Source organism: Dyadobacter sp. UC 10, assembly GCF_008369915.1.
GTDB lineage: Bacteria > Bacteroidota > Bacteroidia > Cytophagales > Spirosomataceae > Dyadobacter.
In genome coordinates this window covers 6,449,569-6,463,261 of sequence record NZ_VSRN01000001.1, presented here as the reverse complement: position 1 = coordinate 6,463,261, position 13,693 = coordinate 6,449,569, and the positions used below count along the sequence as shown (strand labels likewise).

General features: G+C 44.3%; 10 protein-coding genes. 4 read left to right on the top strand and 6 right to left on the bottom strand.

The window, feature by feature from the left end; translation table 11 throughout:
* The first annotated feature begins 10 nt into the window (after positions 1 to 10).
* On the top strand, positions 11 to 643 hold the full coding sequence (locus tag FXO21_RS26655) for a response regulator transcription factor (protein WP_149642944.1): 633 nt from the start codon (positions 11 to 13) through the stop codon (positions 641 to 643).
* A gap of 35 nt (positions 644 to 678) precedes the next feature.
* Here FXO21_RS26655 and FXO21_RS26650 read toward each other — a convergent pair whose 3' ends face one another.
* The 3 genes from FXO21_RS26650 to FXO21_RS26640 form a co-directional block, all read right to left on the bottom strand.
* Positions 679 to 1,095: a response regulator gene (locus FXO21_RS26650; RefSeq protein ID WP_149642943.1), complete on the bottom strand. Its 417-nt coding sequence runs from the start codon at positions 1,093 to 1,095 to the stop codon at positions 679 to 681.
* A 133-nt stretch (positions 1,096 to 1,228) separates the two neighbouring features.
* Positions 1,229 to 1,972 (bottom strand): LytR/AlgR family response regulator transcription factor, encoded by a 744-nt coding sequence (locus tag FXO21_RS26645; RefSeq protein ID WP_149642942.1) that lies wholly within the window; start codon positions 1,970 to 1,972, stop codon positions 1,229 to 1,231.
* 4 nt (positions 1,973 to 1,976) lie between these two features.
* Positions 1,977 to 3,884, bottom strand: coding sequence for a sensor histidine kinase (locus FXO21_RS26640; protein ID WP_149642941.1), 1,908 nt, complete (start codon positions 3,882 to 3,884; stop codon positions 1,977 to 1,979).
* Between the two features lie 535 nt (positions 3,885 to 4,419).
* Here FXO21_RS26640 and FXO21_RS26635 point away from each other — a divergent pair.
* Entirely contained in the window at positions 4,420 to 5,061 is a 642-nt protein-coding gene (locus FXO21_RS26635) for a DNA alkylation repair protein (RefSeq protein ID WP_149642940.1), read from the top strand.
* Between the two features lie 197 nt (positions 5,062 to 5,258).
* Complete coding sequence (locus FXO21_RS26630) at positions 5,259 to 7,649, top strand: ABC transporter permease (RefSeq protein WP_149642939.1); 2,391 nt, start codon at positions 5,259 to 5,261, stop codon at positions 7,647 to 7,649.
* A gap of 112 nt (positions 7,650 to 7,761) precedes the next feature.
* Here FXO21_RS26630 and FXO21_RS26625 read toward each other — a convergent pair whose 3' ends face one another.
* Positions 7,762 to 9,201, bottom strand: coding sequence for a T9SS type A sorting domain-containing protein (locus FXO21_RS26625; protein ID WP_149642938.1), 1,440 nt, complete (start codon positions 9,199 to 9,201; stop codon positions 7,762 to 7,764).
* Between the two features lie 453 nt (positions 9,202 to 9,654).
* On the opposite strand from FXO21_RS26625, the gene FXO21_RS26620 reads away from it, so the two are divergent.
* Positions 9,655 to 11,022 (top strand): MATE family efflux transporter, encoded by a 1,368-nt coding sequence (locus FXO21_RS26620; protein ID WP_149642937.1) that lies wholly within the window; start codon positions 9,655 to 9,657, stop codon positions 11,020 to 11,022.
* Positions 11,023 to 11,049: 27 nt separating this feature from the next.
* Here FXO21_RS26620 and FXO21_RS26615 read toward each other — a convergent pair whose 3' ends face one another.
* Both FXO21_RS26615 and FXO21_RS26610 read right to left on the bottom strand, forming a co-directional pair.
* A complete protein-coding gene (locus tag FXO21_RS26615) occupies positions 11,050 to 12,036 on the bottom strand; it encodes a nucleotidyltransferase family protein (RefSeq protein ID WP_192579335.1) in 987 nt (328 codons plus the stop codon).
* An 88-nt stretch (positions 12,037 to 12,124) separates the two neighbouring features.
* On the bottom strand, positions 12,125 to 13,669 hold the full coding sequence (locus tag FXO21_RS26610) for an ATP-binding cassette domain-containing protein (protein ID WP_192579334.1): 1,545 nt from the start codon (positions 13,667 to 13,669) through the stop codon (positions 12,125 to 12,127).
* Between the last annotated feature and the right edge of the window lie 24 nt (positions 13,670 to 13,693).

The following is a 13,693-nucleotide window of genomic DNA, read 5'->3' as shown; positions in this document are numbered from 1 at the left end:
TCAACGCGTCATGAAACATATCCTGATCGCCGATGATCACCCTCTGATGCGTGGTGGCACGCGGCAGATTGTAGTAGGCTTTATTCCCGATGCGAAAATCACCGAAGCCGACAGCTTTAAAAAGGCGATCCTTGCAGCTGAAAAGGAGTCTTTTCATTTGGTGATCATGGACATAGGCATGCCCGGGGGCAACAGTGTAAAAATGGTCGAGACTTTCAAGAGGAGATGGCCGGATACGAAAATCCTGATGCTGTCCGGCTTTGAGGAAACGCTATATGCGCTTCCGTTTGTCAAGGCAGGTGCGGATGGTTATATCTCGAAAGACGCGCCCGAGTCTGAATTCAGGACAGCGCTGGAAACGGTACTTTTTCGCAGCAAGTTATATCTTAGCGAAAGCCTGAAAGAGGAAAGTTTCCGCATGTTTATGCAATCCGGAAAAAGCCACGAAGATACGTCCGAAAAGCTCTCTCTCAGAGAACGTGAAATTGTTCAGTTGCTGCTTGCCGGCAAAGGTATTTCCGAGATCGCTTCGCTGCTCGATATCCATACCTCGACTGCCAGCACCCACCGCATCAGGATTTTCCGCAAGCTCGGCGTCGATAATGTAATGGATCTAGCCCGGATTTATAATATACTGAAATAAAGCCTGCATAACCGCAGCAAACTACATTTGCTAAATCACTGTATTTCCAGCAAGGGGCCATCGGCCGGCTTCCAATCCTGGCGCACGCCATTCATTACGGATTTCAGGCAGCATATCAGCTCGTTTTCATGCGCTTTTTTGGAAACAAATGCCGCTATCGATTTGGGGAACTTGAATAGTGCCCTCCAATGCTGAATCTGATCGGCATAGATGATCAGCCGGGATTTCGGAAATCTTTTCTTAATGGAAATGAGGTCTTCCGGATCAAGGGTGTCGGACTCGCAATCAAGCCCGAGGAGGATGACGGATATAGCCGGTTTGTCAAGACTTTCCGACACTTTGCTGATGCTTGCCGCCTCGTGGATGGACAATGTCTGGAAATGAGCGCCGATAATGACGCGCATGCCCAGCCTCAACATAGGCTGGCGATCGATGATTAAGATATTTTCCATTGGGTTCAGCGTTTGTGAGAAACTCATCGAACATACTGGAAGTACGCCTTCCTGACAATGGCTATCGGTGCAAGTCCGGCGGCGGATTACGGAAACAATGTTTTCATTTAGGCTGACCAGGTCCATTGACTTGCTAGATTTTGAACCAATCCAGAATTTCCTGCTTTTTCTCGCGTGAGACGGGTAGTAATTCTGACGAACGCAATTGAACGTAGCCGCCGTCACGCGTGATGAGCTTGTCGACGAATATCATATTGACGAGGTGCGATTTATGTGCCCGGATGAATCCAAATGGCGCGAGTAGTTGTTCGTAAAATTTCAAGGTCCTGGAAGAGAGCAGGTTACTTCCATCCATGAAATGAAACCTGGAATAGTTATCTACGCCCAGCACATGGACGATCTGATTGATCGCAATCAGGTTAATGCTTTCGGAGGTGTGGATGGGAATCTTGTTGTTTTGCTTCAAAAGCAGCTCGCTGATGGAAGGCTTCGTCCAAAGTGAGGGAGCATCCTGCGAGCGCTTCCATACGATGTACTTGTTGATGGTTTCGAGCAACTCCTGCTCTTTTACCGGTTTGAGAATGTAATCGAATATCTGTTGTTTAATGGCTGTGATCGAGTATTCCGAAAAAGCCGTTACGTAAACAGTCGGAATGTTCATGTGCCGGATATTCTGGAGCAGGTCGATGCCATTGATCTGCGGCATCTCAATGTCGAGGAAAATGAGGTCCGGCGACAATTCAAGGATGGATTTATAAGCGACCAGCGGGTTGGTAAACGATTCAATTTTGTCGAAGTAATCCGTGAGGTCCTGAATTTTGGATTTCAGCAATTCTCCTGATCGAAGCTCGTCGTCGATGATATATACAGTTGGCATGGCGTCAGACTTTAAGGATTGGCAGGAATAAGTTTACAGTTGTACCTCCTTGCCGGCCGGTTTTTTCAAAGATTTCGAGCCTGGACTCCGCATCAAAAACTTCTGACATGATTTCCAGTCTTTTCCTGGTAAGGGATATTCCAACGTGGCTTCCCGAAAGATAGCTGGCGCGGTCAAGGGCCATCGTGGCATTCATGCCGACCCCATTGTCGTCTATGGCAATCCTGAGCAGGGAAGAGGTCGCTTTACTGATGGAAACGGTAACGCGGCCGCCGGTCGTTTTTAGGTTCAGGATACCATGTTTGATGGCATTTTCGACCATTGGCTGAATGATCAGGGGCGGCACCTGCATCTGTTGTACATCCAGTTGCTTGTCGATGGCTATTTCAAAAGTGAAGCTCTGGTGTGACCTGGACTGTTCCAGGTTTATGTACAATTCGAGCATTCTGAGTTCTTCGGCCAGCAGGATGAGCCGCTGCGGCGATTTATCGATCACCAGTCTGAGCAGATCGCTGAAATTAAAAAGTACCTCCCGCGCCGAGCGGCTGTTATTCACGTACAGGAACGAATCAATAAGATTCAGGCAGTTGAAGATGAAATGGGGGTTGAGGCTTTTTTGGACCACCGACATTTCCGTTTCAATTGCCTTCGCCTTTAATTCCAGACTTTCCTGCTGGATCTGGTGCTCCCGTTTCGCAAAAGCGATGATAATGAAGATGTTGTTTACCCCTACGCCGATCAGCATCGGAAAGGCCTGCAGGACTTCCAGGCCAATGTGCAGCCGGCTATTGGAAAAAAGTACCATCCCGAAACCCAGGTAGACAAAGGAAACAAGGAAGATAAGCCCGACGACGATGATCCTGAATGCGCCTTTAATTTCCGCCCGGATCCTGACGAGATGAATACCCAGCAGCATGGTAATGGCGGTTGCGGCAATCATGCATCCATTGTTGATCATATAATACCTGTCGGTCACGTATGGGAAGACTAAAACCAGGAATGCAATGAAAGTCGAGGTGGAGGCAAGAATTTTGGTGAACCGGTTATTGAGCGTAACCCATTTTCCGCTTTGATAGAAAAAACGCAGCGAAATAAGCAGGGAGGAAATACTTAAAAAAAGGAAGAACTTGTCGAGATATACACAGTAGAGCGGATTATCAAAGGGGCCGCCGTCTATATTGACCGGAAAATGATAGTAAAGCAATATGAAAAACAGCAGGAACAGGATATGGCCAACAGCATGGAAAGAGTAGGCGCGGTCGTGGGAGAGGAAGAATTTGACCAGCAGCAAAATAATCGTCGTAAATGCGATCCCGAAGAAGGGAAGTGTCAGTTTGGGATACGCATCCGCCGACGCCATGAACGCTGAGTGCCAGGCAGCTAATTGTGCTTCTGATTTCAGGTCGGCTTGTAAATCCGAGAAAAAATAATTGTTGTTCTTCCTGCAAACAACCAGAAATGCAGATGATGTATCGGCAGGGAATGCGTCGAAAAGTTTGACAAAATACCGTTCTTTTAAAGCACCGGCCGGAAAACTGGCATATTTTCCGGCCTTTTTGATTTTCTTCCATTGCTTCCCTTTTCGCTGAAAGACGTCAATTCCATCCTGGTAGCCGGTGACGAGGTATTTCCTGGTTTTGTCATTCCTGAGTATGGAATAGGGAATAAAAAGCCAAACTGATGTCCCTGGGAGGAATAAACTGGTTTGGATACTGGAACTGTAATCACGGCCGGCGATTCCGGACATCACTGCGCCCACATCGTTATCATGAAGCGGGCGCCCGTACAGGCACACGATGCGGTCAGGTTCCGGGTTACCCGACAAGGGAGCGCAATAGCCTGATGGAATAAAAGATAAGAGATAAATTATTGTGAACAGTATTTCGATAATCGAAACTTTAATTTTTGTCATCCTAACCGGTCAAAGATGGGGTAGGTAAAGTTATTGCCCGGCAGGCAACGGAATTGTAGCGGGAGTGCAGGTTTCCGGTTAGTTTTTTTACGATGAAAATAGCTTTAATACTAATCAAAAAAGACTGAGGTGTGCTAAATCAACCAGGGAATTATAGTTCGATTTCTACATTACCTGTCGGCAATTGATCCCTGTTTTATATTGAAATAAAATTTGTAATTGAAATGGTCAGATTTCCATTAACAAGTATGATCCCTATCGTTTAATTACTACGGCTATATATTTGCACCGATGGGATTTTTCGTCGTGTTTTGATAGTGAAAATCATAATTAACATGACTCGAATTCAAGTCTGCCCTGGAAACAATCTTGTTGCGGGGGAAAGGTGTATTTGAGCGGGCGCATGAAAGAAGATAGCCTTTCCAGGGTCATTAACTCGGGAAAGAGCCGGGATGGTGCGGAACCCCGGTTATGCTTTTAAATGTTTCTAAATTATAAGCTCATGATTTAATTATTTCACTAATAAAAAATTGTCATGAAATTCTCTTCAAATGCAGAAAACATTTTGGGACAGATCAACACCCAAACCAAGCTGGGAGACTTGCGGAAAATCGCCAAGGATATCAAAAAGGACCATGAGTTGGCTTTGGAACTTTGGTCTACCGGCAGGTTTTTTCCCAGGCTGCTGGCCATCTTGATTTTGGATAACAAGCGCATTTCAGAAGATTTTATTAATGAGCTTGATCGCGATATGCAGTCGCATCCATTGGATGAACGAAATCAGCTGATCGACTGGCTTATGGCCAATCAACTTACCAAAGACAAGAAGACAATTGCACTGATCGGATCATGGGAAAATAATTCTTCGGCTCTGCTGAGACGGATATTCTGGTATTATCAGGCGCGTTTAAGGTGGATGGGACAAACACCGCCTGCGAATACTTCGGAATTACTAAATAAAATAGAAACCAACATTGTCAAAGAAAAACCGGAAGTTCAGTGGGCAATGAATTTTACTGCCGGCTGGATTGGAGTTTTTGAAAAACAGTACCGGAACCGGTGTGTCACAATTGGAGAAAAAACAGGCCTTTATAAAGGTGACATGGTATCAAAAGGATGTACGCCCGATTATTTGCCGGAGTTCATTGCCATTGAAAGCAATAAAAGAAATTTGTAGTTCAGCTAGCCTAAAATTGATACAGTAGCAGGTTTTACAAACATTTACACATCCTTTACAACTTTTAACCGTTAAAAATCTCACCGGTATTTGGCGCACAATATCTTTGATTTATGATGGCACCAATCCATGATCGCCATACGCTTCTTAAATTCAAAACCTAAGCCAGGCCGAAACCTGTACTTCAATAATTTTTCATGTTCAGGTCCTCTTTACTATTTTCTGTGCGCTATCTGTGGAGACGGAAATTCTCATCTTCCATCAAAATTGTTGGGCTGGTCCTGGGAATGAGCTGCGTGCTGCTTGCTGTATTGTTTATAAAAGATGAAAGCAGCTTTGACTCATTCCATGAAAATGGGCAACGTATCTACAGGATAACCACCAGGGACCAGCGGAACAGTGGCAATACGATCCTCGGAACGACTGGCCAGATCCAGGGCCCGGCTTTTAAGGCCGCTATTCCGGAGATAACGGAATTCGTAAGGCTGTGGCTCGACGAAACCCACAATATCGTTGTCGACAGGAAAAAAGGCTATAAGGTGAGTGTTACCTATGCAGACCCCAATTTTTTTGAAGTTTTTTCTTTTCCGCTATTGCAGGGAAATGCCTCGCAGGCACTCAGGGATATGAATTCCATAGTCATCACGGAAGAAATGGCTATGAAGTTTTTTGGGAAAGCCGGCGTCGTCGGCAGAACCCTCGGCCTGGAAGACGGTCCGGCGATCGAAACTTTTTTAATAACCGGCGTCGCTAAAAATTTGCCTGCCAACTCTTCTCTCAAATTCCAGGCGGTAGTGCCTTTCAAATTCTTGCAACGGTGGTTTAATGACAATGACTGGCTGAATCCCTATCTCAGCACATTTGTATTATTGCATCCAAACACAAATCTCGAACAACTGAAAGCAAAATTTGCCCGCGTTTTTACCAGGGAGGCAAAAGAACAGATAAAAAAAGCCGGGATACGCGCTGCGGACATCGAATTTGGCTTGCAGCCAATTGCAGACATGCATTTGAATATATTTGACAATGATGCCGGATCGAAGCGAAGCCGTTACCCGGCATTGGCCAATGAAAGCCTTCTTGCGTATTCGTTTATTCTGGGTGGGATAGCCGTTATGATCATGATGATGGCCAGTGTCAACTTTCTTAACCTGAGCATTTCCGGGTTTTCCCAAAGGTCCAGAGAAATTGGTGTGCGCAAAATTGCAGGTAGTACGTCGCGCCAGCTAATCTGGCACCTCTTAGCAGAAACCATCGTAGTTTGTATTGTCTCCTTTCTTCTTTCATCGCTGATGGTGGCATTAAGTCTGCCGGTTTTAAATCAAATAGCTGAAAAAGATATTCACCTCTCATTTCCCGAAGACCTGGAATTTTTTACCGTCGCGGCGGTGGTACTCAGCGCGTATGTAATGGTCATCGGTTGCTACCCGGCAATTAAATTGTCGATCTTTAATTCAGTGGATATTTTAAAAAACAAGCAGAACTGGGGCGGGAAAAAATATTTAAGCAGGGTCCTGATCGTCCTGCAGTTTTCTTTTGCGATGGGTTTGATATTCGCGGTGATTGTTTATTACCGGCAAATGAATTTTATCTCGCAAAAAAATCTGGGCTATAACCCTTCGGGAATTGTATTTGTGCCGATACCATTTGGAAGGGCAAACCGGGCAGAAAGATCTTTTTTTACAAATCAGCTGAAATCTTCTCCTTTTATTGAAAAGATTTCAAATGGATCGCTCAATTCCTGGGGAGATAGCAAGCAGGTTATAAATGGCCGTGAATTTAAAGCGGAGCGTGTGTTTGTTGACCAGCATTATATTCCGACACTTGGAATTGAAATAAAATCCGGGCGGAATTTTCAGGAGCATTCGCAATCGGATTCTAATTCGGTTATTGTAAATGAAAAATTCCTGAAACGCGCAGGCTGGGAAAGCGCTGTTTCAGAAATAATTCAACTTGAAGGTGAGGCACCAAAAACGGTAATAGGCATCATCCGGGATTTTCATACCGGATCCCTGAAGTATGAAATCCCACCAAGGATCATTGAATTAAAGGATAATGGAAATTTGCTGATCAAGGTCCATAAAGGAAAGACCACAGCCGCGCTGGCCGCGATAGGAAAAGCGTTCAGAAATTCCTTCCCTGATCACTTTTATCAGTTTGCTTTTCTTGAAGATGAAATTGAAAATCATTATGCAAGCGAACAGAGGTGGAAGAGAATTATCGGGTACGCCGTGGGGCTTGCTATTTTTGTTTGTGGTATCGGATTGTTTGGTCTTACTCATTTTGAGACTTTAAAACGCAGGCGGGAAATAGGTATCCGCAAGGTGTTGGGTGCCTCTGTACCCGGACTCATGCGGCTTGTATCGAGCGAATTTTTGAAGCTTGTTCTGATTTCCGTAATCGTAGTATCACCAGTAGTCTGGTACATGATGAATAACTGGCTGCAGGATTTCAGTTATAGAATACAAATTTCATGGACGGATATGACGGTGACCATTTTCGCTGCCATTTTAATTACCTCACTTACGGTCGGGATCAGGGTAGGCAAGGCGGCGATGCAGAATCCGGTTGACGCTTTGAAAGGCTGAGGACTTGCATGCCAGGCAAACTGCGGGCTGGGGATGTAAGTAAAAAGCGTCCCCGGACTACATACCCGGAGACGCTAGGAACAAACGACAGAGAAGTTGCCTTTTTGCCAGTCTAAGGAACCAGCAGTTTTTTGGCCACAACGCCGGCACCGCTCCTTTGTAACGATAACACGTATAAGCCTGACGTTAAACTACCTTTTGGCGTCAGCATGAAGTCGTTGCCGGATTTAATAAGTGAAAAATGAATTGATTTTCCGGAGAGATCATGAAGGCGTATTTGGGACGCATCTTCATTTTTCAGCAAAAATTTGATTTCGTGGCTCGTCGCTGGGTTGCCCAGCAATTCAAAAGCAAGGCTGCCGGCGCTGTTATCGATCGCTATGATGCGCGAATGCTCGTACCGCCCGTCGAGGTCGACCATTCGCAGGCGGTAGTAGTTTGCTCCGCTCAGCGGATTTTCGTCTAGAAAGTTGTACCGTTGTGTGCCGGATGAATTGTTTTTCGCATTTACCTTTCCAAGCTGCATGAATTCTTTCGAATCGGAACTCCGCTCTACAGTAAAATAACTGCTTCCCGACTCTTCGGTTGTTGACCACGAAAGACTAATGGAATTGTCTAGTAGTGAACCGGTAAACCTTGAGAGCACAACCGGTAGCGTAATCAGGCAACCATTATACAGTTCCGCGACAATGGCATTGGGCAAACTTGGGGCTGTCAAAACCACCCAGATAGAACGTTTGTCTTCAAGGAATTCGTAGGGATAGTTTTCATCCTTGCTATGTATAGGCAGTGAAGATGACAGATCGGTTACCGGACTGGTATAAAAAAGTTCATCATCCGCGCTGAAAGCATTAGATCCGTCTACCAAAACGCCGTCATCCAGGTAAAGTTTGTAAGTAACCGCAAACGGCAATGGATTGGTCGTAATAATATCCAGATCGTAAGTACGCGGACCTCCGGGTTCATTACAATTAATTTTACCTGAAATCACCGGATCGCTGATCTGCAGATTGAAACCTTTGTTATAGCAGTGGATATTTGGATTAGCACTTGCAGCCTGCGTCGACCAGACATCTGCCTTCAGAATAGGCAGTACATTACAAGCTCCCGGAACCACAAACTGAATGTTGTCGATGGTAATCCGGGATAAGTTTCCCCCAAGGCTTTCTTCATTAATATTGAGGCCAGTGAAAAGTGGGATAACATTGGTTGGATCTGCGCTATACGTCGACAGCAGGGATATGGCCCCGTCGGTGTCGATTGCAAGCGTGGCCAGGACGCCGCTTCCAAGTTGCGCGGCTTTGGGGCCTTTCGACTCGTACGAAATATTCGGATAGTTGCTTGGCTTCCATAAGTGCACATAAGTAAACTTATTTCCGTTGTTCTTGTCAATTGTAAACGACAGGTTGATACTCACCTTGCAGTTTCCCCCGTCGTCGGAAACACTGTTTAGTTCAATTGCGGGGTCGACCAAAGAGCACTGAGCGCTAGCTTTGAATTGGAGGCAGATCGCCATCATAATGGCACACCCAATGGTGTAAATGTTTTTCATGATCGAGGAACGTTTTGGGTTGAAAATCAAAGATTTAAGGGTTGTTAAGATCTTTAAATAATCAAACAAAACCAACTGTCAGAAAAGTATTTTGATCAAACCTACACACAATATACGTTAGTGTAAAAGTATATGTTAAGTCCAAAAATTTATTTCTATGATGATATAGAAATAATATTGTGTATCGATGCTATTTATATTTATATATCTTATTGTCAGTTTTTTACGTAAGTAAACAGTTTATTTGGCGATTTATTGAGGTGTAATTTCGTTAAAAAGCAACAGTTTGAATTCTTCCAAGCAGCTGGATTTTTCAGTAGGTGTCGATCTTGTAAAAATGCAATTTTAATTGTTTGGTCGCTGTGAAAAAGCTCTGCCAGAATTTGGATACGCTTTTACAAAAGCTCCATTTTTATCATACATTTGCGCCCCCCATAATTTCCCTGCCTTTTTATGACTGCTACCAATCACTTGGGACACGCTCCCGTTAAGGCCTTGTTTTTTCAGTATTACGGTCCGGCCATTATCAGTTTGCTGTCTTCTACCATTCACCAGGTAATCAATGGTATCATTTTGGGGCAGCAGGTTGGTAAGGAAGGTCTGGCCGCGGTAGGCTTGTATGGTCCGGTGGTCATTGTTTTGGTGGCGCTGAGCTTGCCTGTCATGATCGGAGGCGGGGTTTTGATCAGTAAGCATATCGGCGCGGCGGACTATACGAAAGCACAATACGTTTTTCAGTTTGCCACCACACTGGTACTGCTGATTGGTGGAAGCGTTGCCCTCAGCGCGCCAATGTCCGCTAAGCCGCTCGCGCAATTCCTGGCGGGTAAGGATAACCTGGCTTTGGCTGAATATACAGCAGACTATGCTTTTTGGCAGCTGGCCAGTCTGCCATTTTTCTTTTTGGGAATGGTCTGGGGGAATTTTGTCCGGGCAGACGGTTCTCCAAAAGTATCCAGAAATGCATCTATCCTTGCAGCTGTCGTGAATATAGTGCTCGACCTGATATTGGTTGTCGGGTTCAACCTGGGCGTGAAAGGTGCATCGATCGCAACTTCGGTTGCTTTATTTTCCGGCGCGGCTTACCTCTTTTTTTACGTCCTGAGAGGCAACACACATTACGATTTTTCCTCGTTCCGTTTTACGCTCCGTTTTGCCCAGTGGCGAGAGTTCCTGAAAGTAGGCATGCCTTCGTTTGCTTCTGAAATTGCGTTCTCATCCGGACTGTTACTGATAAATCAGTCGCTGATCCAATACGGTTCTTCGGCCGTAGCCGCGTTTGGTTTAGTCAATTATCTGAGCTTTTTACTGATACGTCCTTTCACGGCAGCTATGATTGCCGCACTGCCGATCATCTCGTTTAATGTAGGTGCCAAACAGCCGCAACGGGTTTTGGAAGTTTTTCGTTTTTCGTTGGGCTTCACGATAGTATTAGGGATTATCGTAACGCTGGCCGGGCTGTTTTTATCCGACCCGCTGGTTTTCTTATTCTCAGGAGATCAAACCGTTTCGTCCCGGCAAATAGCCTCTCAGGCCATGAACATCTATTTTTTACTTTTTCTCGCTGCCGGCCCAAACTATATTTTAGCCGCTTTTTTACAAAGTACGGGTAAAACAACGCTTACCATGATAATCAATCTGTTAAAAGGCTTCTTATTGATCGTACCGGCCCTGCTGATTCTCCCTGAACATTTTGGTCTTTCGGGTGTGTGGTTGTCCCGGTCATTGGCTGAAATACTGACTTTTGCTTTTGTTGGGTTTTATACATTATATAACAGAAAGCAATATTTTGCAGCAAATGCGATCGTGCCGGGTATTTAAATTATAACTTATTTTCCCAATTGATTTTCATTCCATAAAATAGCCATTCTTACTTAAAATGTATTTGTAATACACACTCTTTCCAAACTCAAAAGTTTTAGCAAAGCGATTCGCGTTTGGGAACATGGAATTAACAAATAGCCTGTGATTATGGAAACGATGACGTGCTATTGTTTTAACGTCGAGCACTTTTCTTTCTGCCGGACCTGTTCGCATTGCGCCCAAAGGCCTCATTACAACTCCCGGATCAGGAGCTTCGATTCCCAGGCTGACTAAGATGGAACAACCGTAATCAAAAAGACTTTCTTTCTTCTCTGCGACGGCCAGTTGTCTTGCCTCTTTCCAATATGCCTGGTTTGCTACTTTATTAATCATCGCTGCATCGATAATCCAGTTGAGATTGTCCCGGTTTTCAGATTCGATGGCATGTATCAGCAGCATACATATTTCATATGCCAATTTTGGCTTTTTAGCATTCGGGATAAGCGGATAATCGTCCAGGTGATTCCATAAGTTACTGGTAAATGAATACGAACAATGTGAACCGATGCGCCAGTGCAAATCTAATTGGGTATCATTGTTTGTATGAATACAAGAGACCGCATGATTAAAATACTGATAAACATTCCTTTTTTTCTCAAAATAAGAGGCTATTTTATCAACAACTTTGAAGTTCCCGGCGTGAATTATTTTCATAGCCCGGTTCAGATCGGAGGGACGAACGAGCAAATCAAAATCAGCCATTGGTCTTAATTCACCGAGATCATAATATGTTTTCAGCGAGGCCCCTTTGATAACTACGCTCTCAATGCCCGCAGCAGAAAAGGTACGGTGTATTACATTTAGCTGATTGGATAAATGCTGGTTTTTCAGCCACCAATATTTGTATACTATTTTTAGTCGTTTATCGTGGACGGTAGCAATTCCACATTCGGAATTACCACGATAAAATAGAGGGATAAGGCGAAAACAACTGTAGTCCAGTTCATCCATTACCACCTGCTGCTCCCACAAGCGCACGATATATTCGCGTTCATCTTTGGTTTTTGCGACGCATGCCTTCACCATCAAAAGTTGAATGGATGTGAGGTTGTCCAGGGTTTCAAAATTGTCTGATTTCATCTGCTATACGCTCAAATCCTGACTGATGACTAATAATAATTACAATCGTCTTTGCTTTTATATTGACAATTTCACGTTCAATTTCCCGGATTACATATTCGTCGAGGTGATTGAGTGGTTCATCCAAAATCAGTATTTCGGATGAACGCAAAAGTTCGCGAATGAACGCGACGCGTTTTGATTCGCCCCCGGAAAGACCTTCTCCTCTTTCACCGACCCGCCGCGTTCCTTCCGCATGCTTTCCCGGCAATAATCTATGAAGCCAGCTGGACTGTAAGCCTTCCCAGGCAAGCTCCGGCTCGGGGTGTCCGAATAAAGCGTTTTCTTTAATATCGCCCATAAAAACAGGTGAGTCCTGATTCAAATAGGCGAAGCGTTTTCGCAGGGACTTTAGCGTAGCCCAATTAGCTGGCTGATCATTGATTTTTAATGTTCCCTGCTCAGGTTCTATCAATCCCATTAAAATATGGGCGACTGTTGTTTTACCGCTTCCATTTGCACCCTGCCAAAGATATATGTTACCGGATTGCAGATCTAAATCAACATTTTTTACAACAAGTGTATCATGATAACCGTAAGATAAACCGCGGATTGAAATTTTCGTTAACGGTGGAATTACTTCGGTTGATTCGACTGGTTTTTCTTCCTTCAAACGCAAAAATAACGCAATGGTTTTCAGCGACTCCTGGGCTTCCATGATACCAGCCATACTGCCAGTTACCTGACTGATATTTCCCTGTACTATACTGACCACCAAAAGGGTCAACAGCAGGCCGTCCAAACCAATATATTCAATTTTTACCCAATAAATACCAATCATAAATACGGCAATGCGAACCATATTCGCGACAAGCTGATTCACATTTCGCCACCGTGCCTGCGTCAGCAATAATTTGCTATTTACTGCTACAAATTCTTCTGTGTTATTCCGATGTGCGTTCAATGATTCCTGGTAGGCCCGATCCATTTTAAGGAGATCAAATTGATCGACACATTTAGAAATCCAATGGTGCTGCACCCGCCAGGCATCGTGAAATTTTTTCACAAAAGGCCTGGTCTGAATGGTAGCAAGTATGTGGGTGGCGCCCATGATTACTAAACCCGCCAGACAAATAAAAAATAATGGCATACTTACAAACCCAATAAAGATGCTAAGAATAAGGGCAATAAGGGCATTAACAATCAATGATTCCAGGATCGCAACAAGACCATTCCTCACCCGCCAGGTTTCAATTAAAAGCATATCAAAATAATAGACGCGATTTTTGCCATGAAATGTCAGCCAGTCAAGCGCATTCATTTTCTTCCATATCCGGCTGCTCAATTCTACCGTGAATTTACTTAGGATACCAATATTTATTTTAGACTGAAAATGATGAGAAACAGCAGCTGCTACTAATAAAAATGCAACTGCTATTACATGAATAAGGATAGTCCCTTTTGATGAAGTCCCTATTGTTTTTAAAGACTGATATAAAAATATCGGCCATACTGAGGAAGCAAATATGCGAAGGATACCCAGCAAAAAGGACCCGATTACAGGTCGTAT